The following is a 21,717-nucleotide window of genomic DNA, read 5'->3' on the forward strand; positions in this document are numbered from 1 at the left end:
GGGCGCGAGGAGCGCCCGCGTCGTTTCGTCAAAACTATTCGGGAACACTCTCCATGACAAAGAAGACTCAGCCGCTGGGCTGGCGGGCGCTTTCGCCCCTGGCGCTCGCATTGGCCGTGGCCGGCTGCGGCGGCGGTGGTGGCGGGCAGGACAACGCGGCGCTGATCGCCGCGATCGCCGCCATCAACGCGGCCAACCCGCCGGCGCCGCCGCCCCCGGCGGCCGACAAGGGCTGCCTGATCGGCGACAGCGGCACGCCGGTGACGGTGGGCTCGGGCGACCCCGGCGACCCGGCCGCGCCCGAACCGGCCTCGGGCTACGTGGTCGGCCACAAGCTGGTCTACGCGAAGAACTACATGGTGGTGGCCAACCATCCGCTGGCCACGCGCGCGGGCTGCGACATCCTCAAGGCCGGCGGCAGCGCGGTCGACGCCGCGGTGGCGGTGCAGGTGGTGCTGGGCCTGGTCGAGCCGCAGTCCAGCGGCCTGGGCGGCGGCGCCTTCATGCTGCACTACGACGCGAAGACGAAGAAGGTGCAGGCCTACGACGGACGCGAGATGGCGCCCGCCGCAGCCACCGAGAACTACCTGCGCTACATCGACGACGTCAGCGACAAGAACCCGCCGCAGCCCACCTCGCGGCTGCGCGCGAGCGGCCGCTCCATCGGCACGCCCGGTGCCGTGCGCATGCTCGACATCGCCTACAAGGACCACGGCAAGCTGCCGTGGAAGGACCTGTTCGGCTACGGCATCACGCTGGCCTCCGACGGCTTCCCGATCGGCGGCCGCATGGCCACTGCCATCTCCGGCGCGGCCACCGACATCAAGCGTGACGCCGACGCGACCGCCTATTTCTTCAACGAGGACGGCACGCCGAAGGCGCTGGGCACGCGGCTCGAGAACCCGGCCTATGCCAAGACCCTCACGACCCTCGCCACGCAAGGCGCGGACGCTTTCTACACCGGCGCGATTGCCCAGGGCATCGTCGACAAGATCGCGGTCTCGAAGGCCGTCGACGGCTCGGCCATCACGCCCGGCAAGACGACCATGGCCGACATGGCGAACTACGTGGCCAAGCGCCGCGATCCGGTCTGCGGCACCTACCGCGACTACTACATCTGCAGCATGTCGCCGCCCTCTTCGGGCGGCATCGCGGTGGTGCAGGCGCTCGGCATCCTCGAGAACTTCAACATGGGCCAGTACAAGCCGACGGCCATCGACCTCGAGGGCGGCAGGCCCACGGTGATGGGCGTGCACCTCGTGAGCGAGGCCGAGCGCCTGGCCTATGCCGACCGCGACAAGTACGTGGCCGACACCGACTTCGTACCGCTGCCTGGCGGCTCGCCCGACAAGATGCTTCGCAAGTCCTACCTGCAGGAACGAGCCGGCCTGATCAGTCTGACCAGGAGCATGGGCCTGGCCGACCCCGGCAAACTGGACAGCGTACCGCGGGGCATCGACAAGACCGAGGAGCGCGGCACCACCCACTTCACCGTGGTCGACAAGCAGGGCAACGTGGTGACGATGACCACGACGGTGGAAGCCTCGATGGGCTCGTTCCACATGACCCAGGGCTTCCTGCTGAACAACCAGCTGACCGATTTCTCGGCCGACCCCAACGACGCCAAGGACCCAAGCATCAAGATCGCCAACCGCGTCGAGCCGGGCAAGCGCCCACGCAGCACGATGGCGCCGACCCTGGTATTCAAGAAGAACGCCGACGGCAGCATGGGCGAGTTCGTGATGGGCACCGGTTCGCCGGGCGGCGGCACGATCATCCAGTACGTGGTGAAGACGCTGGTCGGCGCGCTCGACTGGGGCCTCGATGCCCAGCAGGCCACCTCGCTGGTCGATTTCGGCGCCACCAACAGCAAGGCGAAAGCAGAAGACACGTTCTCTCCCACCAACGTCGGCGGCGAACACCCCGCCATCGACACCTCGAACTCGGGCAACAACGATCCGCTGATCACCGGCCTGCGCGCGCTCGGCCACACGGTCAACTTCGGCGCCCAGTCCAGCGGCATCAGCACCATCATCCGCACCAACGTCGGTGGCCAGCCGGTGCTCACGGGTGGGGCCGATCCGCGGCGCGAAGGCATCGTGCTCGGCGATACCTTCACGCCCTGATCCGGGCCCGAAACCCGGCGGCGCCTACTTCGCGAGTTCGCTCACCAGCCGGTAGAGGAACTCGCGCCCGTCGTAGAGCCGCTGGATCTCGATGCGCTCGTCCAGCCCGTGGGCGCGCGCATCCGAAGGCTCGAGGAACATGCCGGTCACGCCGTACATCGGAATGCCGGCATTGCGCAGGAAGCGGCTGTCGGTGGCGCCCGTGCTCATCGCGGGAATCACCGGCACGCCCGGCCACATCTGCTCGGTCAGCCGCTCCACCGTCTTCACCAGATCGCCCTGCAGCGGCGACGCCGGGCTGCGCAGCGGCTTGCCGAGGTTGCGCACCACGATCTTGTCGTTGCCCACGGCCTGGGTCAGCAGGCGCTCGACCTCGTCCGGATCGTCGTGCGGCAGGATGCGGCAGTTGACCGTGGCCTTGGCCGACTGCGGCAGCGCGTTCTCGGCATGGCCGGCCTGCACCATGGTCGCCACGCAGGTGGTGCGCAGCTGGGCGTTGTAGGCCGGGTTGGCCGTCATGCGCTCGAGCACGCCGGCATCGGGGTTGCCGGTCCCGATGGCGCGCATGTCCTCGGCCAGCTGGCCGGTGGCGAAGGGCGCGCTGCGCGCGAAATAGGTCTTCGTGACGTCGGCGAGCTTGATCGGGAAGGCGTAGTTGCCCAGCCGCTCCAGGCCGGCCGACAGCGCGTAGATCGGGTTGTTCTTCGTCGGCACCGAGCTGTGGCCGCCGACGTCGCGCGCCTCGAGCATGTAGGTGGTGTACATCTTCTCGGCCACTTGCAGCCGGTGCAGGTTCGGCTTGCCGTTGCGCAGTTCGCCGCCGCCGCCCTCGTTGATGCCGAACTCGGCCTGCAGCAACTCGGGCTTGTTGTTGATGAGCCAGAAGGCGCCGTTGCTCAGCGCATCGCCGCGTTCCTCGTCGGCGGTCAGCGCGAGGATGATGTCGCGGCTGGGCTTGAAACCCTCCTGCTTCAGTTGCCCGAGCACCGACACCAGCGCCGAGGCCATCGCCTTGTCGTCGATGGAACCGCGCGCCGTGAAGTAGCCGCCCGACTCCTGCAGCTTGAACGGGTCGGTCTTCCAGTCTTCGCGCCGGGCCTCGACCACGTCGATGTGGGCCAGCAGCAGCAACGGCTTCTTCGAGCCGTCGCCCTTGAAGCGCATCACGAGGTTGCCCTTCTTGGGGAAGGGTTCGAAGATCTGGATGTCCGCGGGCGCGAAGCCCGCCTCGACCAGGCGCTTTTCCATCGCGCGCGCGGCCTGCGTGTTGTCGCCCACCGAGTGGGTGGTGTTGATCTCGATGAGCTCCTTGTAGATCTCGCGGAAGCGCTGCTGCTGCGGCGTGAGCGTCTGGGGCCGCCGCCGTGGCGAGGCCGCCGAGCGCGAGGGACAGGGCCAGCGCGCCCGCGCAATGCGCGCAGGCGCGAGGTCGCGGGCAATGCGGCGCCGGGATGGTGGGCGCGGATCTTCTTCAGGCTCATTCGCTCTCTCCGTTGTGGTTGTGGTGCGCGGCCAGCATAGCGACGGCCCCGCGCGAGAGCCATTCAGAAGAAAGGCACAAGGTGCACACTCGCGGCCATGCAACGCGACTGGGACATCTTCTGCAAGGTCATCGACAACCATGGCGACCTCGGCGTGTGCTGGCGGCTCGCGCGCCAGCTCGCCGGCCTCGGCGAGGCGGTGCGGCTCTGGGTCGACGACGCCAGCGCGCTGGCCTGGATGGCACCCGAAGGCTGCGCTGGCGTGCGCGTGATCGACTGGAGCGACCCGGCCGCGGTGAGCGCGGCCGCGGCCGAGCCGGCGCCGCGGGTGCTGATCGAGGCCTTCGGCTGCGATCCGGCACCCGCGCTGATCGCGCGCTTCGCCGAAGCCTCGGCCGCCGATGGCGCCCCGCGCGCCTGGATCAACCTCGAATACCTCTCGGCCGAACCCTATGTGGAGCGGCTGCACGGCCTGCCCTCGCCGGTGTTCAGGGAGCCGGGCGCCGGACTCACCAAACGCTTCTTCTATCCAGGCTTCACGCCGGCCACCGGTGGCCTGCTGCGCGAGCCGGACCTGGCGCGGCAGCGCGCGGCCTTCGATCGCACCGACTGGCTGGCGCGCCGGCAGTTGCCCTGGCGCGAAGGCGAACGGCTGGTGTCGCTGTTCTGCTACGAGCCGCCGGCCCTGACCGCGCTGCTGACGCAACTGGCCGATGACGCCACGCCGTCCCGGCTGCTGGTGACGCCGGGACGGGCGACCGAAGCCGTCAAGGCCTGCCTTTCGAGCGCACCAGGGCTCGAACGCTCGCCCAGCCACGCGAGTGCGCTATCGATTTCATACCTGCCGCACCTCGACCAGCCCGATTTCGACCACCTGCTCTGGGCCTGCGACCTGAACTTCGTGCGCGGCGAGGATTCGCTGGTGCGCGCCCTCTGGGCCGGCGCGCCGCTGGTCTGGCAGATCTACGAACAGGACGACGATGCGCACCACGTGAAGCTGAACGCCTGGCTCGACTGGCTCGAAGCGCCGGCCTCGATGCGGCGCTTCCACCACGCCTGGAACGGCTTCGGCGACGCGGCCCTGTCACTCGCCGACATCGGCGAGGAATGGCGCCTCGCGGTCACCCAAGGGCGCGATCGCCTGCTCGCGCAGGACGATCTCGTGACCCAACTGCAGCATTTCGTCGCCGGAAAAAGCTAAAATAGCGGGCTTTGCGGATTTCGGCCCGGATCCTGGGAACTTCCTGGGGGTTCGAGATGCACTCCGCTGAACCTGCCGCGGGACATGTACCGCGGGGCTTTTTCCAACCGGCACTCCTGCCCGGATTCTGGAAGCTCCGCGCACCGAGCGGCTTACATCCAGAGACCCTGATATGAAAATCGCTCAAGAAATCCGCGCCGGCAACGTCATCATGCACGGCAAGGATCCGATGGTCGTGCTCAAGACCGAATACAGCCGCGGCGGCCGCAACAGCGCCACCGTGCGCATGAAGATGAAGAGCCTGATCGCCAACTTCAACACCGAAGTGGTCTTCAAGGCCGACGACAAGATCGACCAGATCGTGCTCGAGAAGAAGGACTGCACCTACTCCTACTTCGCCGACCCGATGTATGTCTGCATGGACGCCGACTACAACCAGTACGAAGTCGAAGCCGAGAACATGGGCGACGCCCTGAACTACCTCGAGGACGGCATGGCCGTCGAAGTGGTGTTCTACGACGGCAAGGCGATCTCGGTCGAACTGCCGACCAGCGTCGAGCGCGAAATCACCTGGACCGAGCCGGCCGTCAAGGGCGACACCTCGGGCAAGGTCCTGAAGCCCGCCAAGATCGCCACCGGCTTCGAAGTGCCCGTGCCGCTGTTCGTCTCGCAAGGCGACAAGATCGAAATCGACACGCGCACCGGCGAATACCGCAAGCGCGTCTGAGCCTCGCTGTCCCGGCTGACCACCACCCGCAAGAGGCTCCGCAAGGAGCCTTTTGTCTTTGCGGCCGCGCGCATGCAACGAATCCCGCGCTGCACAATCCCATCCTTATGACCAACAGCACGCACGACCTTCACGACAAGCGCCTCGCCGATGCCTGGGCCACGCTCCAGTCCCATGCCGACCAGGGGCTGCCGCTCGATCCCGATCCCTCGCGCATCGCCTTCGCCGACCCCGAGTTCCTGCTGCGCCGCGAAACCCGCGGCGTGCGCATGCAGCTCGAGCTGATGAAGCCCGACCTCGAGCAGCGCGCCCACGGCATCGAGAACACCATCGTGGTCTTCGGCAGCGCGCGCTTTCGCAGCGAGGAAGAAGCCGCCGCGCTGATCGTCGAGGCCGACAAGGCCGGCGACACCGCCGCGGCCGAGCGCTGGCGCCGGCTGGCGCGCAGCTCGCACTACTACGAAAAGGCGCGCACCTTCGGCAAGCTGGTCGCGCGCCACAGCGAGGACAAGGAGCCGCAGGACAAGCTCTTCATCTGCACCGGCGGCGGCCCCGGCATCATGCAGGCGGCCAACCGCGGCGCGCACGAGGCCGGCGGCCTGTCGGTCGGCCTGGCCATCGCGCTGCCGATGGAGGAAGCGGCCAATCCCTACGTCACGCCCGCGCTGAGCTTCAAGTTCCACTACTTCGCGATCCGCAAGATGCATTTCATGATGCGTGCGAAGGCGCTGGTAGCGTTCCCGGGCGGCTTCGGCACGCTCGACGAACTGTTCGAGGTGATCACGCTGGTGCAGACGCGCAAGTCGAAGCCGGTGCCGATCGTGCTGTTCGGCGCGGACTACTGGAAGCGCCTGATCGACTTCGACTTCCTGGTCGACGAAGGCGTGATCTCGCCCGGCGACGTCAAGCTCTTCGAGTACGTCGACGCGCCGGAAGACGCGTGGGAAGCGATCAAGCGCTTCTACAAGCTCTGATCCGAGCGGGCGCGGACCGCGCCTCGGGGACTAAGCGGCCTCGTCGTCGCCATCGTCGTCATCGGGCCGCAGCGCGTGCTCGAAGAAGCGCGTGAGCGCCTTGGCGCGCCGGCGCCGCTCGGGCCCCGGCCCGGTCGCGAGGCCCATGGCCACGGCATCGTCGGCCACGCCGTGCAGCGCATTGAACAGGATCACGGCCGTGAGCGTCGGGTCCTCGACCTCCCACACGCCGGCCGCGTCGCCCCGCCTGAGCAGGCCGACCAGCTGCGTGATGACCGCGTTGTCGTTGCGCATGCGCCGGTCCTCGGGCCGGTATTCGTGGAACACCACGTCGTGCAGCGCGACGTTGTCGAGGTAGGTGGCGAGCCCCGTCTCGACCCAGGCCTTGATGCGGCCATGGTGGTCCTCGGGACGGTGGCGGTCCATCGCCTCCTGCAGCCGCGCGCAGAAGCTGTCGACGAAGCGCTGCTGCAGCGCGCCGAGCAGCGCCTCCTTCGAGGGGAAGTACAGGTAGAAGGTGCCCTTGGCCACCTGCGCGCCGGCCGCGATGTCGTCGATGCTGGTGGTGGCGATGCCCTTCTCGATGAACAGCCGCTCGGCCGCGTCCATCAGCGCCACCGCGCGGGTCTCGGGCGCCTTCACGCGGCGGCGCGGCTCGGCCGCTTCGGAAGACGCGGGCGGATCCGCCGCATCGGGCGTGGAAGAAGTGGTGGTGCGGCGCCCCGTCGTCATTCGGTTCCCTCAGGTTGTGGCCGCGGCGGCACATGCCGCCGCGATGGCCGCGTTCACCGCGGCCGCGTCGAGCGCCAGGCCGCGCGGCGCCAGCACGCGCTCGCCGAGCCAGGCGATGGCCTCGTCGGTGCGCGCGAAGGTGTCGGCCGGCACGCCGAAGAGCTTCTCGACATTCATCTTGCGGATTTTCTCGTATTGATCGGGCGGCACCACGCTGGCCATGCCCATCATATGGCGCCGGATGTCGGCGCCGCGCGCCTGCAGCCACTGCTTCGCGCGCTGCGCGCCGCCCTCGGGATGCACCAGCGCGTCGGCGTCGGCGAACACGCGCAGCGAAGCAAAAGGCTCGCCACGGTCGAGCCAGCGGTTCCAGTCCTCGGTGAAGACCTGCATGTCCTCGAGGGTCTGCAACCCCGACGACACGCTGATGACCAGCGGCCACTGGCCGAGTTCGTGATGGATCATGGACAACTCCTCGACGACGGTCCGGAAACGGAGAACGGGAAGGCGACGCGCGGACAGGCGCAGCGGCACGCGCGCGGCGGGCATGGAGAACGGCTCCTCAGGCGCGGGCCGCCAGCGCGGCGGTGCGCGGCCTGACGCCGAGCAGCAACCCGGCCGCCAGCAGGCCGGCCAGCCCGGCACAGGCCACGGCCGCATGGAAGCCGCCAGCCAGCGCGCCCGACACCAGGCCATGGGTCAGCGAAGGATCGAGCGCGCCCAGCGCGGCGGTGTCGTGCCGCGCCACGGCGGCCACCGCCATCTCCTGCGCGCGCGCCACCGGCAGGCCGCCGTGCTCGAGCGCGGTGGCCAGCAGCGCGGTGGCGCGGCTGCTTATCAAGGTGCCGAGCAGCGCGATGCCGATCAACATGCCGGCCTGGCGCAGCGCATTCATCGTGGCCGAGGCCATGCCCGAGCGCTGCGCCGGCACCGAGGCGATCACCGCGGTACTGGTGGCCGGTACCGCGAGCCCCGTGCCGGCGCCCAGCACCACGAACAGCAGCGCGAGCACCACGTAGGGCGTGTCCGCCGCGAGCAGCGTCATCGCGAGCATCGCGGCGCCGATCAGGCCGTAGCCCGCCACCATCAGCGCGTGGACGCCATGGCGCCGCGACAGCCGGCCGAACTGCGAGGACACGATGCCGGTCGCGACGAACTGCGGCACCATGCGCCAGCCGGTGTCGGTGGCCGACCAGCCCTGCACCTGCTGCAGGAACAGCGAGAAGAAGAACAGGCTCGCATAGGCCGAGAAGCCCAGCACGAAGGACGCGAAGTTGGTGACCGAGAAGCGCGCGTCGCGAAACAGGCCCAGCGGCAGCAGCGGCCGCTGCACGCGCGCCTCCACCGCGAGGAACAGCACGAGTCCCAGCGCCGCCAGCGCCAGCGACACCGTGGTGCGCCCCGACAGCCAGCCGTGCTCGCCGGCCGCGATCAGCCCGAAGGTCAGCGCGCCGAGCCACAGCACGCTGAGCACCTGCCCGGCCGGATCGAGCGCCGCATGCTCGGGGTGCGAGGTCTCGCGGATGCCCCAGAGCCCCAGGCCCACGGTCAGCAGGCCGATCGGCAGGTTGATCAGGAAGATGCTCTGCCAGCCCGTGTGGTCCACCAGCAGGCCGCCGAGCATCGGCCCGAGGATCAGCGAGATGGCGGTGAACGAGGACCAGCCGCCGATCACGCGCGCGCGGCTCGCCGGCTCGGGAAAGGCATGGGCCAGGATCGACAGCGCCCCCGGAATCAGCAGCGCGCCCGCGATGCCCTGCACCGCGCGGCCGGCCAGCAGCGTGCTCAGGCTGCCGGCCATGGCGCACATCGCCGAACCAACGGTGAACACCACCACGCCGACCAGCCAGGCGCGCTTGCGGCCGTAGCGGTCGCCGAGCGGCCCGGCCGAGAGCATGAAGGCCGACAGGCACAGCGCGTAGATGTCGATCACCCACTGCAGGCCCGCGAGGTCGGTGGCGAGCGCGCGCTGCAGGGTGGGCAGCGCGACGTTGACGATGCTCACGTCGAGCGTGGCGACGAAGCTGCCGAGATAGACCGCGGCGACGAGCGCGAGCCGGCGGCGCGGATCGTCGATCGCCGCCCGGGATGGGGAGTCCATGGGACCGCCTTCGGGATTCGTTGAGGAGGCGGCGATACTGACTTCAAGTCATTAACTTGTCAATCAGATGAGAATTGATCTTATCTGGATCAGGGTCTCCCGGAAGGCGGCCGTGGCTTCGGAGCCGTTCAGTGCCCCTCCTCCCGCACCTGCAGGCCCCAGGTTGCGCGCGCGCCGAGCGCCACCACGCCGCCCACGACCCAGAACACGCCGCCGATGCCGATCAGCGCGCCCAGCGAACCGAACAGCATCGGCATCGCCACGCTCGAGGCATTGATGGTCATCAGCCGCAGCCCCAGCGCTTCGCCATGGCGGCTGTGCGGCGTGATCTGGTGCAGCATGCTCATCACCATCGGCTGCACCGCGCCGAGCGCGAAGCCCAGCACCACCGAGCACACGCCCATGCTCAGGGCCGTCGGCAGCAGCGGATAGACCAGGAAGACGCAGACCGTGACCAGGGTCGAGCTCAGGATCACGCTGCGCTCGGAAGCGCGCGAGGCGATCGCCGGCAGCACGATGCGGATCACGGCCGCCGCGATCGCGAAGGCGCCGAGGATGGAACCGATGACCGAGGCGCTGATGCCGCGCTCGTGTCCCAGCACCGGCAGCACGAAGGCATGCACGTCCCAGCTCGAGGACTGCAGCCAGTTCACGAACAGCAGGCGGCGGAACATCGGCTCGCGCAGCAGGTCCCAGGCGCGCGTGCGCACCGCGCCGGGCAGCGGCGGCGTGGGCGGCGGCTCGTGGGCGCCGCGCGCCATCAGCCAGCACAGGATCGGCAGCAGCGCCATGGCGGCGAAGCAGACGCGGAAGGCCAGCATGTCGGCGGCCGCGCGGCCCGCGTGGTCGATCAGCAGCCCGGCCAGGAACGGGCCGACGAAGTTCGCCACCGCGGGCGCGATCGCGAGCCAGCTGAACACCCGCTTGAGCTCGGTCGGCGTGGTGGCCGAGCGGCCGACGTGGCGCTGCAGCGCGATCACGGTCGCGCCGGTGGCGCCGCCGGTCAGCAGCGCCGCCACGCACATGGCCGGAAAAACCGGGAACGCCAAGACCAACCCCGCGCCGAGCGAAGCCGCGATCACCGACAGCAGCAGCGGCCGCTTGAAGCCGTGGCGGTCGGCGAAGCGCCCGGCCGGCAGCGCGAGGAAGACCTGGGTCAGCGCGAACAGCGCGATCAGCACGCCGACGGCCGCCGCGCTGTAGCCCTGCTGCAGCGCCAACAGCGGCGTGGCCAGCCGCATGCCGGCCATGGTGGCGTGAAGGCAGACCTGCGCGCCGATGACGCGCAGCAGTTCGCTGCCCTTCACGGCTTGCCGCCGCTGTCGGGATCGGCGTCGATGCCTTCGGTGCCCGCGGCCAGCGGCGGCAGCAGCGCCTGCGCCTGGCCCTCGGGCAGGGCCTCGACCTTGCGCAGCGCCAGGCGCATCTGTTTGGCGCGCGTATCGGCCTTGTCGAGCGTGTCGGAGGCCTTGGCCACCTGTTCCTTCACGCGCTCGACCCATTCGCCATAGCGCTCGAACTCGGTCTTGACCGCGCCCAGCACCTTCCAGACCTCGGAAGCCTGGCGCTCGAGCGCCAGCGTGCGAAAGCCCATGTGCAGGCTGTTGAGCATCGCGAGCAAGGTGGTCGGCCCGGCCAGAGTCACGCGGTGCTGGCGCTGGATCGCGTCCATCAGGCCCGGCCGCCGCAGCACCTCGGCATAGAGGCTCTCGACCGGCAGGAAGAGGATTGCGAAATCGGTGGTGTGCGGCGCCGCGAGGTAGCTCTCGGCGATGGACTTGGCCTCGGCGCGGATGCGCGCCTCGAGCGCCTTGGCGGCGAGCTCGGCGGCCACCGCGTCGGCCTGCTCGTGGGCCTCGATCAGGCGCTCGTAGTCGTCGCGCGGAAACTTGGCATCGATCGGCAGCCAGACCGGCGCGCCCTCGTCGCCGCGGCCCGGGAAGCGGATCGCGAAGTCCACCCGCTGCCCGCTGCGCGGCTTGGTCTCGACCTGGCGCGCGTACTGCTCGGGCGTGAGCACCTGCTCGAGCAGCGCCTCGAGCTGCACCTCGCCGAAGATGCCGCGCGTCTTCACGTTGGTCAGCACGCGCTGCAGGCTGCCGACGCCGACGGCCAGCGTCTGCATCTCGCCCAGCCCCTTGTGCACCTGCTCGAGCCGCTCGGCCACCTGCCGGAAGCTCTCGCCGAGGCGCGCCTCGAGCGTGCTCTGCAGCTTCTCGTCGACGACCTTGCGCATCTCGTCGAGCTTGGCGGCGTTGCCCTGCTGCAGCTGCGTGAGCTGGCTCTCCATCGTGGCGCGCACCTCGGCGAGACGGCGCGCGTTCGATTCCGACAGGCCCTGCAGCTGCGACGCCAGCGTGTCGGCCAGCGTCTTCTGCAGCGCGGCGAGCTGCAGCGCGAAGGCGTCGAGCTGGGCGTTCTGCGTGCGCGTGGCCTCGGCGCCCTGCATCACCAGCGATTGCTGGAAGGTGGCGAAGGCCTGCGCGGTTTCCTGTCGTCCGCCGCGCGAACTCTCCGCGATTTCGCGGCGCAGTTCGCGCTCGGTGCGCTCGTTGGCGGCGAGCAGTTCGCCATGGTCGGGCGGCGGCGGCCGGCGGGCGAGCAGCCAGACGAGGAGCACGAGCTGGATGACGGCCACGGCCGCCAGGGCCAGAAGAATCAAGTCGGTGAGTTCCAAGGGGATCGCGGGGCGCTTTCTTTCTTTTACTTGGCGGCCACCGGCGTGACCGGCGTCAATGGGCCCTTGCCCGTGAAGAAGGCGATCAGGTTGTCGGCCGCGAGCCCGGCCATGGCCTTGCGCGTGGGCACCGTGGCGCTCGCGATGTGCGGCGTGAGCACGACGTTGGGCACGGTCAGCAGGTCGGGATGGACCTTGGGCTCGCCCTCGAACACGTCGAGCCCCGCGGCGGCGATGCGCTGCTCGCGCAGCGCCACGGCCAGCGCCGCGTCGTCGACGATGCCGCCGCGCGCGATGTTCACCAAGGTGGCGGTGGGCTTCATCAGCGCGAGCTCGGCCGCGCCGATGGTGTGGTGCGAGGCGGCCGAGTACGGCACCACCAGCACCACGTGGTCGGCGGTCTTGAGCAGCTCTTCCTTGCTCGCGTAGCTGGCCTTGCATTCGGCCTCGAGCGCGGCGTCGAGCCGCGAACGGTTGTGATAGATCACCTTCATGCCGAAGCCGTGCGCGCCGCGCTTCGCGATGCCCTGCCCGATGCGGCCCATGCCGATGATGCCCAGCGTGGCGCCGTGGATGTCGGAGCCCGCGAACATGTCGAAGCTCCACTTCTGCCACTTGCCGGCGCGCAGGAAATGCTCGCTCTCGGCGATGCGGCGCGCGGTGGCCATCAGCAGCGCGAAGCCGAAGTCGGCGGTGGTCTCTGTCAGCACGTCGGGCGCGTTGGTGCCGACCACGCCGCGCGCGGCCATCGCGTCGACGTCGAAGTTGTTGTAGCCCACGGCCATGTTGGCGCAGATCTTGAGGTCGGGGCAGGCGTCGAGCAGCGCGGCGTCGATGCGCTCGCTGCCGGTGGTGAAGGCGCCCTGCTTGCCTTGCAGCTTCGCGGCGAGCTGTTCCTTGTTCCAGCTCTCGTCGGACTGGTTCGACTCGATCTCGAAATGCTGCGCCAGGCGCTCGAGGGTCTCGGGGAAGATCGCGCGGGCGACCAGGATCTTGGGCTTGCTCATGGGCTTTGTCTCGCTAGCGGAAGAAAAGGAAGGTGGAGAGGACGAACAGCGGCAGCAGGATGGTCATCGACCAGGCCATGTAGCCGAAGAAGCTCGGCATGCGCACGCCGCGGCTCTCGGCGATGGCCTTGACCATCAGGTTGGGCGCGTTGCCGATGTAGGTGTTGGCGCCCATGAAGACCGCGCCGGCCGAGATGGCCGCGAGCGTGGTCGCGTAGGTGGTCATCAGCGCCACGGGATCGCCGCCCGCGGTGTTGAAGAACACCAGGTAGGTCGGCGCGTTGTCGAGGAAGGAGCTGAGGATGCCGGTGGCCCAGAAGTACATCGCCGGGTCGGGCTGGCCGTCGGGCCGCGTGACCGCCGAGACGACGGCGCCGAACGGTCCCGGGTGCCGGCCTTGAGCATCGCGATCACCGGGATGATGGTCAGGAAGATGCCCGCGAACAGCTTGGCGACCTCGGCCATCGGGCCCCATTCGAACTGGTTGGCCTGGTGCACCGACTTCGCCGTGATCTTCAGCGAGACCAGCGTGATGGCGATCAGCCCGGCATCGCGCAGCAGCCCCGGCAGGCCGACCTCGGTGCCGGCCACGTCGAAGTGCACGCCCGGCTTCCAGAAACCGCTCATGAGCACCAGCGCCACCACGCCCGCGAGCAGCCAGAAGTTGGCGGCGCCGTCGAAGCCGATGCCGCGCGTGTCGGGCGTGGGGTCGACCGGCAGGATGCCTTCCTTGCGGTAGTAGTGGCGGTCGATCAGATGGAACAGGACCAGCAGCACGCCGAGCACGAACATCGTGTCGGGCAGGATGTTGCGCGCGGTCCAGAAGAAGTCCACGCCCTTGAGGAAGCCGAGGAACAGCGGCGGATCGCCCCAGCGGCGTGAGCGAGCCCCCCACGTTCGAGACGATGAAGATGAAGAACACGACCACGTGCACGCGGTGCACGCGGTTGTCGTTGGCGCGGATCAGCGGGCGGATCAGCAGCATCGACGCGCCCGTGGTGCCCATGAAGCTCGCGAGCACCGCGCCGATCGCGAGGATGGCGGTGTTCAGGCCCGGCGCCCCATGCAGGTTGCCGCGAATGTGGATGCCGCCGGCCACCGTGAACAGCGCGGTCAGCAGCACGATGAACGGGATGTACTCGGCCACCAGCGCATGCATGAGCTGCGTGCCCGCGAGCGCCGGGCCGTGCAGCGCCGCGAAGGGCAGCAGGAAGGCCAGCGCCCAGGCTGCCGAGACCTTGCCGTAGTGGTGGTGCCAGAAGGACGGCGCGAAGAGCGGCAGCAAGGCGATCGACAGCAGGATGCCGCCGAAGGGCACGCCCCACAGCGGCGAGATCGTGCTGCCGTCGAATGCCGCGGCCATCAGGCGGCGGGCTGCTCGATCTCGAACACCTGGCGCAGGTAGGCCAGGTACTTCTCGTCCTCGCACATGTTCTTCGACGGCGTGTCGGACAGCTTGGCCACCGGCTGGTCGTTGCAGCGGATCATCTTGATCACGATCTGCAGCGGCTCGTAGCCCAGGTCGTTGGTGAGGTTGGTGCCGATGCCGAAGGCCAGTTGGCAGCGGCCGCGGAACTGCTGGTAGAGCTCGATGGTGCGCGGCACCGTGAGGCCGTCGCTGAAGATCAGCGTCTTGGTGCGCGGGTCGACGCGGTTCGCGAGGTAGTGCGCGATCATGCGCTCGCCCCACTGGAACGGATCGCCGCTGTCGTGGCGCGCGCCGTCGAACAGCTTGCAGAAGTAGAGGTCGAAGTCGCGCAGGAAGGCGCTCATGCCGTAGACGTCGGACAGCGCGATGCCCAGGTCGCCGCGGTACTCGCGCGCCCAGCTCTCGAAGCCGAAGATCTGGCTGTCGCGCAGCCGCGGACCGAGCGCCTGGCAGGCCTGCAGGTATTCGTGCGCCATGGTGCCCAGCGGGATCAGTCCGAGCTTCATCGCATAGAGCACGTTGCTGGTGCCCGCGAGCTGCGGCAGCCGGCCGCCGGGCTGCGAGTTGGCGGGCGGCGAGGTCACCGCGCCGAGCCGCGCGTTGAGGGTGCGCAGCACCTCCTCGTGCCAGTCCTTCGAGAAGCGGCGGCGCGTGCCGTAGTCGGCGATCTTCAGGTCGCCGAGGCCGGCTTCCTGCAGCTGCGAAATCTTGGTCTCGAGCCGGCGGCGGCCCTCGTCGAGATCGGGCGCTTCTGCGTGTTGCGGAAGTAGACCTCGTTGACGATCGCCAGCACCGGGATCTCGAACAGGATGGTGTGCAGCCACGGCCCCTGGATGCGGATCTCGAGCTCGCCCGAGGGCTGGGGAATGATGTTGATGTACTTCTCGTTGAGCCGGAACAGGCCCAGGAAGTCGATGAAGTCGCTCTTGATGAAGCGCATCGAGCGCAGGTAGGCCAGTTCGGCATCGCGGAACTGCAGCGAGCAGAGGCTGCGCACTTCCTCGCGGATCTGGCTGGCGAATTGCGCGAGGTCGACGCCCGGATTGCGGCACTTGAAGCGGTACTCGACGCGCGCCCCCGGGAAGTGATGCAGCACGACCTGCATCATGGTGAACTTGTAGAGGTCGGTGTCGAGCAGGCTGTGAATGATCATGGTGCGGCGCGCGTTGTCTCTCTCGGTCGTCCCGGCCCGGAGTTTTTTCCGGGTATCGCTCGATTATCACGGCCCCCGTCGGCCTGTGCCTACGGACCCTGCCCAGCACGTCCTACCGCTGGGGTGAATGCACCTGGAGACAGTGTTTTCACGGCGGCGAAATGACCGCCGAATCAACCTCTCAAGGAGATTCGCATGAACAAGGACACCATCGAAGGCAACTGGAAACAGCTCAAGGGCAAGGTCAAGGAGCAGTGGGGCAAGCTGACCGACGACGACTTCGACGTCATCGCCGGCAAGCGCGACCAGTTGCTGGGCCGCATCCAGGAACGCCACGGCATCAGCCGCGACGAGGCCGAGAAGCAGGTCAAGGACTGGGAATCGCGCGACGGCCGCTCGCCCGACGCGCTCTGGTTCGAACGCTACTGATGTCCTGACGCACGCCTTCCCTCACCCATCGACTAGGAGAACTCCAAAATGAAGAAACACCTGCTCATGCTCGCGCTCGCCTCCACCTGCTTCGTCGCCACCCAGGCCGGCGCCCAGATGAACAAGGACGAGCACAAGGTCGCCAAGGAAAAGATCGAGGCCGACTACAAGGTCGCCAAGACCCAGTGCGACACGATGAAGGACAACGCCAAGGACGTCTGCCAGAAGGAAGCTAAGGGCAAGGAGAACGTTGCCAAGGCCGAACCGAACAGCAGTTCAAGCCCAGCGACAGCAACGCCCGCAAGGTCGCCGAGGAAAAGGTGAAGGCCACCTATGAAGTCGCGAAGGAAAAGTGCGACGACCAGACCGGCGATGCCAAGTCCGCCTGTGTGAAGCAGGCCAAGGCCGACGAGGACAAGGGCAAGGCCGACATCAAGGCGATGGCCAAGAAGTAAGTCTCTTCTCTTAACCTCGCACGACAACGGCGCCTTGAAGGGCGCCGTTTCTATTGGAGTTCAGGCCCGCAGCGAATCGACCACGCGCTGCAGCGCCTCGGGCAGCGGCACCGGCCGCTGGGTCGTGCGGTCGACGTAGACATGACGAAATGCCCCTGGGCCGCCGCGGTGTCGGCGCCCTGCGCGAACAGGCCGACCTCGTAGCGCACGCTGGAACGGCCGGCCTGCGCCACGCGGATGCCGGCTTCCACGGTCTGCGGGAAGGCCAGCGGCGCGAAGTAGTTGCACTGCGTCTCGACCACGAAGCCGATGGTCGAGCCCTGGTGGATGTCGAGGGCACCGCGCTCGATCAGCAGCGCATTCACCGCCGTGTCGAACCAGCTGTAGTAGACGACGTTGTTCACGTGGCCGTACATGTCGTTGTCCATCCAGCGCGTGGGAATGCTGCGGAAGACGGGGTAGCTGGCGCGCGGCTGCGGCACGGGCTTGGCGCTGGGAGAGGCGGGGGAGGCGGGCGTCATCATCGCGCGAGATTCTGCCAGTGGCCTTCGCCGGCTCCAGGCGACTGCGCGACACCCGCGGCCGCCATTGCGGTTCAAGAGCGGCCGGACGGTTTTAGAAAGCGCCTTCTAAATTGCTGCAAAGCAACAAAAACCCCTTGCCCGGAGATTTCAGCTGCCTATACTTGAGCCCATGCTGCACCGCAACAAAGCCGACGAGGCGCAGCGCACGTGAATAGACCAACCATCATCCCTTCCGGAGATTCCAAATGGCCCTGACCGCTGACCAGATCCTCGCCGCCCAAAAAGCCAACCTCGAAACCCTGTTCGGCCTGACCACCAAGGCTTTCGAAGGCGTCGAGAAGCTCGTCGAACTCAACGTGACCGCCTCCAAGGCCGCCCTGTCGGAAGCCGCCACCACCGCCCAGGCCGCCCTGAGCGTGAAGGACGCGCAAGAACTGCTGACGCTGCAAGCCAGCCTGTTCCAGCCCCTGGCCGAGAAGACCGCCGCCTACAGCCGTCACCTGTACGAAATCGCCCAAGGCACCGGCGCCGAATTCACCAAGGCCTTCGAATCGAAGGCCAGCGAAGCCCAGCAAGCCTTCGTCGGCCTGGTCGACAGCGCTTCGAAGAATGCTCCCGCCGGTTCGGAAACCGCCGTCGCCGTGCTGAAGAGCGCCGTCGCCGCCGCCAACAACGCTTTCGAATCGGTGCAAAAGGCCGTCAAGCAAGCGTCGGACGTCGCCGAAGCCAACTTCAACGCCGTGTCCACGCAAGCCGTCGCCGCTGCCAAGACCGCGACCGCTTCGTCGCGCAAGCGCTAAGCCGCCGACCACCACCAGTTGTCTCCTTGGGTCCTCACGGATCCAATTCAGGGCCTCGTCTTCGGACGGGGCCTTTTTTTTATGCGCGCGCCAAACCGGTCGTCGGCGGGCCGTCTTCGATAATGCAAGGCTTTTCTTCCTCAGGAGACTCCTACATGCAGATCGACGGCAAGGTTTTCATCGTGACCGGTGGCGCTTCGGGCCTCGGCGAAGGCGCGGCGCGCATGCTGGCCGGCAACGGCGCCAAGGTCGTCATCGCCGACATGCAGGCCGACAAGGGCGAAGCCGTTGCGCGCGACATCGGCGGCGTGTTCGTGAAGTGCGACGTGAGCCAGGAAGCCGGCGGCCAGGCCGCGGTGGCGGCCGCGCTGAAGCTCGGCAAGCTGGTCGGCCTGATCAACTGCGCCGGCATCGCGCCGGCCGAGAAGACCGTGGGCAAGAACGGCCCCCACGCGCTGGCGGTGTTCAGCAAGACCGTCACGGTCAACCTGATCGGCAGCTTCAACATGATCCGGCTGGCCGCCGACGCCATGAGCAAGAACGAGCCCGAAGCCACGGGCGAGCGCGGCGTGCTGATCTCGACCGCCTCGGTCGCGGCCTACGACGGCCAGATCGGCCAGGCCGCCTACAGCGCCTCGAAGGGCGGCGTGGTCGGCATGACGCTGCCGATCGCGCGCGACCTGGCGCGCAACGGCATCCGCAACATGACGATCGCCCCCGGCATCTTCGGCACGCCGATGCTGTTCGGCATGCCGCAGGAAGTGCAGGACGCGCTCGCCGCCAGCGTGCCCTTCCCCTCGCGCCTGGGCACCCCGGCCGACTACGCGAAGCTCGCCAAGCACATCATCGAGAACGACATGCTCAACGGCGAGGTGATCCGGCTGGACGGAGCGATTCGACTCCCTCCGCGCTGACCGAGGACGGCCGCACGCGGGTGCTGCCGGTGCGGTCCAGGCGCTCGTAGTTCGCGATCACCTGGGCGCCCAGCAGCACCAGCGTGGCCGCGATCTCCAGGCTCAGCAGCACCACGATCGCCGTGGTCAGCGAGCCGTAGACGACGTTGACCTGCGACAGCGTCGAGAAGTACCAGATCAGGATCCGCCGCGTGGCCTCCCACAGCAGCGCGGCGGTAATGCCGCCCAAGAGCGCGTGGCGCAGCGACATGCGCCCGGCCGGCATCACGAGATAGAGCGAGGTCAGCATGAAGATCTCGCCGCCCAGCCCCAGCAGGTACAGCAGCAGCCCCGACACGCCCGACAGCGACCAGCTGCGCCCGAGCAGGTCGACGCTCTCCTGCCCCACGAGCTGCAACGCGCCCGACACCAGCGTGACCAGCAGCAGCCCCACGCACAGGCACAGGATGTAGACGTAGGGCATGGCCACCGACACCAGGAAATGGCGTTTGTGGTCGGCCTTGCGGTGATGGAAGATCACCGCCATCGCGCTTTCGAGCACGCTGAAGGCCAGCGAGCTGAAGAACACCATCGTCACCAGCAGCACCGGTCCGAGCACGTCGCGGTGGTCCAGGAAGCTCGAGAGCTCGGCCACGATGGCCTTCGACTGCCCCGGCAGCAGCCATTCGAGGTAGCGGCCGATGGTGCGCAGCAGCTCGGCCTGGTCGATCACGTGCGACAGCGCGATCACGCTGACGATCAAGAGCGGCACGATCGACAGCAGCGCGTAATAGGCCACCGCGCCGGCCAGCAGCAGCCCCTGGTTGGCGCGGAACTCCTTCAGGGCGTCCCAGCCGAAGCGCAGCGGGTGGCGCAACAGCGGGGCGGCGTGTTTCAGCGGATTGATCGTCGTCATGCGGGCGGGAGGGTCGGTCGCCGCCAGTATGCCGCCGGGTCGCGGGGACCCGCGGCTTGCGTATGATTTGCCGCTCCCCGCCTACATGACCATCCCCGCTTCATTCATCCAGGAACTCATCGCGCGCGCCGACGTGGTGGAAATCGTCGGCCGCTACGTGCAGCTCGAAGAAGGCCGGCGCCAATTTCATGGGGCTGTGCCCCTTCCATGGCGAGAAATCGCCCTCCTTCTCGGTCAGCCCGACCAAGCAGTTCTATCACTGCTTCGGCTGCGGGGCCCACGGCAACGCCATCGGCTTCCTCATGGAGCACGCCGGCATGGGCTTCGTGGAGGCCGTGCACGACCTCGCGGGCCAGTACGGCCTGCAGGTGCCGGAGGACGACGCCTCGCCGGCCGAGCGCGCCCGCGCCGCCAGCCAGCGCCAGAAGCAGGCCACGCTGACCGACGTGCTCGAGAAGGCCGGCGACGCCTTCCGCAAGCACTTGCGCCAGGCGCCGGGCGCCATCGACTACCTGAAGGGCCGCGGCGTCTCGGCGAGATCGCCAAGCAGTTCGGCATCGGCTACGCGCCGCCGGGCTGGCGCACGCTCGCGGGGGTGTTCCCCGACTACGAGGACCCGCGGCTGGCCGAGAGCGGCCTGGTGATCGTCAACACCGAGGACGGCCAGGTCGAGGCCAGCGAGGCCAAGCGCTACGACCGCTTCCGCGACCGGGTGATGTTCCCGATCCGCAACGTCAAGGGCGAATGCATCGGCTTCGGCGGCCGGGTGCTCGGCGACGAGAAGCCCAAGTACCTGAATTCGCCCGAAACCCCGGTCTTCAGCAAGGGCCGCGAGCTCTACGGCCTCTACGAGGCCCGGGCCGCCTTCCGCGACCGCGGCTACGCGCTGGTCACCGAGGGCTACATGGACGTGGTGGCGCTGGCCCAGCTCGGCTTCCCGAACGCGGTGGCCACGCTGGGCACGGCCTGCACCACCGAGCACGTGCAGAAGCTGTTCCGCTTCACCGAATCGGTGGTGTTCAGCTTCGACGGCGACGCCGCCGGCCGCCGCGCGGCGCGCAAGGCGCTCGATGGCGCCCTGCCCTATGCCACCGACACGCGCAGCATCAAGTTCCTGTTCCTGCCGGCCGAGCACGATCCCGACAGCTTCATCCGCGAATTCGGCGCCGACGCCTTCGCGCGCTTCGTGCAGGAAGCCACGCCGCTGTCGCGCTTCATGATCGAGGCCGCGCGCGAGGGCTGCGACCTCGGCACCGCCGAGGGCCGCGCCCACATGAGCAGCAACGTGCGCCCGCTGTGGAGCGCGCTGCCCGACGGCGCCCTCAAGCGGCAGCTGCTGAGCGAGATCGCGACGCTGGTGCAGCTCGACGCGGCGGCGCTGTCGGACCTCTGGGCCACGGCCGCGGCACCGCGCGGCGGCGCTGCCTCGCGCCAGGCCGAGCGCAGCCAGGAGCGCCCGCCCGACGACGACGGCTACTTCCCCGAGCCGCCGGTCTACGAAGAGCGCGAGCGTTACTACGAAAACGATAGCAAGAAGCGCCCATTCAACAAGCGTTTCGGCCGCAAAGAGCCGCCGCGCGAGCCGATGCGCGGGCGCAGCCAGCCGCTGAGCCGGCCCGACATCGCGGTGCGGCTGCTGCTCGCCAACATGGCGCAATGGGAGCCGCTGTCCCACGAAGTGCACCTGATGCTGTGCGAGCTGCCCGGGCCGCACGGCGCGCTGTTCACCTGGCTCGACAGCCAGCTGCACGAGCACGGCGCCCAGTCGTGGGCCGCGCTGCGCGAGGGCATGCGCGGCCAGGAGTTCGAGGCGCTGGCCGAGAAGCTGATGACGGCGTCGGAAGGCGGCCCGCCCGTCGATCCGGAAGCGAGCGAGAACGATCTGCTGGCCGAGGCCGCGCGCGAGCTGGGCAGCGTGCTCGACTTCATGCTCGACGACCGCCTCAAGTTCCAGCAGAGCGAGGCCATCGCGGCCGTCGGCAAGGACCCGCGGGCGCTCGAGCGCTACAAGGCGCTCGAGGCGCGGCGGCTCGAATTGCGCGCCCGCATGCGGCCCAAGACGGTGTAATTGCTTGAAATTTGCGCAAGACGC

General features: G+C 68.5%; 15 protein-coding genes and 5 pseudogenes. 9 read left to right on the forward strand and 11 right to left on the reverse strand.

The window, feature by feature from the left end; all coding sequences use genetic code 11:
* Window positions 1-53 precede the first annotated feature (53 nt).
* Window positions 54-2,126 carry a gamma-glutamyltransferase gene (ggt, locus tag ACHMXE_RS32025; protein ID WP_395348060.1) on the forward strand — a complete coding sequence of 691 codons (2,073 nt, stop codon included), beginning with the start codon at window positions 54-56 and terminating at the stop codon, window positions 2,124-2,126.
* A gap of 24 nt (window positions 2,127-2,150) precedes the next feature.
* On the opposite strand, the gene ACHMXE_RS32030 is transcribed toward ggt, so the two are convergent.
* A complete protein-coding gene (locus tag ACHMXE_RS32030) occupies window positions 2,151-3,539 on the reverse strand; it encodes a M20/M25/M40 family metallo-hydrolase (protein WP_395352892.1) in 1,389 nt (462 codons plus the stop codon).
* A gap of 165 nt (window positions 3,540-3,704) precedes the next feature.
* Here ACHMXE_RS32030 and earP point away from each other — a divergent pair, with 165 nt between their 5' ends.
* The 3 genes from earP (at window position 3,705) to ACHMXE_RS32045 (ending at window position 6,509) form a co-directional block, all read left to right on the forward strand.
* A complete protein-coding gene (gene earP / locus ACHMXE_RS32035) occupies window positions 3,705-4,808 on the forward strand; it encodes an elongation factor P maturation arginine rhamnosyltransferase EarP (RefSeq protein WP_395348061.1) in 1,104 nt (367 codons plus the stop codon).
* 172 nt (window positions 4,809-4,980) lie between these two features.
* Window positions 4,981-5,535 (forward strand): elongation factor P, encoded by a 555-nt coding sequence (gene efp, locus ACHMXE_RS32040; protein ID WP_007830687.1) that lies wholly within the window; start codon window positions 4,981-4,983, stop codon window positions 5,533-5,535.
* Between the two features lie 107 nt (window positions 5,536-5,642).
* A complete protein-coding gene (locus tag ACHMXE_RS32045; RefSeq protein ID WP_203205276.1) occupies window positions 5,643-6,509 on the forward strand; it encodes a TIGR00730 family Rossman fold protein in 867 nt (288 codons plus the stop codon).
* A 30-nt stretch (window positions 6,510-6,539) separates the two neighbouring features.
* Here ACHMXE_RS32045 and ACHMXE_RS32050 read toward each other — a convergent pair whose 3' ends face one another.
* The 8 genes and pseudogenes from ACHMXE_RS32050 to pncB form a co-directional block, all read right to left on the reverse strand.
* Entirely contained in the window at window positions 6,540-7,241 is a 702-nt protein-coding gene (locus tag ACHMXE_RS32050; protein ID WP_203205275.1) for a TetR/AcrR family transcriptional regulator, read from the reverse strand.
* A gap of 9 nt (window positions 7,242-7,250) precedes the next feature.
* Window positions 7,251-7,706 (reverse strand): hypothetical protein, encoded by a 456-nt coding sequence (locus tag ACHMXE_RS32055; protein ID WP_395348064.1) that lies wholly within the window; start codon window positions 7,704-7,706, stop codon window positions 7,251-7,253.
* Window positions 7,707-7,803: 97 nt separating this feature from the next.
* Complete coding sequence (locus ACHMXE_RS32060) at window positions 7,804-9,342, reverse strand: MFS transporter (protein ID WP_395348065.1); 1,539 nt, start codon at window positions 9,340-9,342, stop codon at window positions 7,804-7,806.
* A 128-nt stretch (window positions 9,343-9,470) separates the two neighbouring features.
* Window positions 9,471-10,649: an MFS transporter gene (locus ACHMXE_RS32065; RefSeq protein WP_395348066.1), complete on the reverse strand. Its 1,179-nt coding sequence runs from the start codon at window positions 10,647-10,649 to the stop codon at window positions 9,471-9,473.
* Window positions 10,646-12,019 carry a DNA recombination protein RmuC gene (locus ACHMXE_RS32070; protein WP_395348067.1) on the reverse strand — a complete coding sequence of 458 codons (1,374 nt, stop codon included), beginning with the start codon at window positions 12,017-12,019 and terminating at the stop codon, window positions 10,646-10,648. The genes ACHMXE_RS32065 and ACHMXE_RS32070 overlap by 4 nt, the downstream gene beginning before the upstream one ends.
* Before the next feature lie 26 nt (window positions 12,020-12,045).
* Complete coding sequence (locus ACHMXE_RS32075) at window positions 12,046-13,026, reverse strand: 2-hydroxyacid dehydrogenase (protein ID WP_395348068.1); 981 nt, start codon at window positions 13,024-13,026, stop codon at window positions 12,046-12,048.
* 13 nt (window positions 13,027-13,039) lie between these two features.
* Window positions 13,040-14,389 (reverse strand): annotated as a pseudogene (locus ACHMXE_RS32080) (sodium:proton antiporter).
* Window positions 14,389-15,608: pseudogene (gene pncB, locus ACHMXE_RS32085) on the reverse strand (nicotinate phosphoribosyltransferase). The pseudogenes ACHMXE_RS32080 and pncB overlap by 1 nt, the downstream one beginning before the upstream one ends.
* 195 nt (window positions 15,609-15,803) lie before the next feature.
* Here pncB and ACHMXE_RS32090 point away from each other — a divergent pair.
* Both ACHMXE_RS32090 and ACHMXE_RS32095 read left to right on the forward strand, forming a co-directional pair.
* Window positions 15,804-16,037: a CsbD family protein gene (locus ACHMXE_RS32090; RefSeq protein WP_093303623.1), complete on the forward strand. Its 234-nt coding sequence runs from the start codon at window positions 15,804-15,806 to the stop codon at window positions 16,035-16,037.
* 48 nt (window positions 16,038-16,085) lie between these two features.
* Window positions 16,086-16,492: pseudogene (locus tag ACHMXE_RS32095) on the forward strand (hypothetical protein).
* A 60-nt stretch (window positions 16,493-16,552) separates the two neighbouring features.
* Here the strand turns inward: ACHMXE_RS32095 and ACHMXE_RS32100 are convergent.
* A pseudogene (locus tag ACHMXE_RS32100) lies at window positions 16,553-17,016 on the reverse strand (acyl-CoA thioesterase).
* Window positions 17,017-17,261: 245 nt separating this feature from the next.
* Between ACHMXE_RS32100 and ACHMXE_RS32105 the strand changes: the two are divergent.
* Window positions 17,262-17,816 (forward strand): phasin family protein, encoded by a 555-nt coding sequence (locus ACHMXE_RS32105; protein ID WP_057590418.1) that lies wholly within the window; start codon window positions 17,262-17,264, stop codon window positions 17,814-17,816.
* Between the two features lie 155 nt (window positions 17,817-17,971).
* On the forward strand, window positions 17,972-18,730 hold the full coding sequence (locus ACHMXE_RS32110; RefSeq protein WP_395348069.1) for a 3-hydroxyacyl-CoA dehydrogenase: 759 nt from the start codon (window positions 17,972-17,974) through the stop codon (window positions 18,728-18,730).
* Here ACHMXE_RS32110 and ACHMXE_RS32115 read toward each other — a convergent pair.
* Complete coding sequence (locus ACHMXE_RS32115) at window positions 18,678-19,625, reverse strand: YihY/virulence factor BrkB family protein (RefSeq protein ID WP_203205266.1); 948 nt, start codon at window positions 19,623-19,625, stop codon at window positions 18,678-18,680. The genes ACHMXE_RS32110 and ACHMXE_RS32115 overlap by 53 nt on opposite strands.
* An 85-nt stretch (window positions 19,626-19,710) precedes the next feature.
* Between ACHMXE_RS32115 and dnaG the strand changes: the two are divergent.
* Window positions 19,711-21,693, forward strand: a pseudogene (gene dnaG, locus ACHMXE_RS32120) (DNA primase).
* The last annotated feature ends 24 nt before the right edge of the window (window positions 21,694-21,717 follow it).

This window comes from Variovorax sp. UC122_21 (assembly GCF_044056785.1).
In the GTDB taxonomy this organism is placed as follows: domain Bacteria; phylum Pseudomonadota; class Gammaproteobacteria; order Burkholderiales; family Burkholderiaceae_C; genus Variovorax.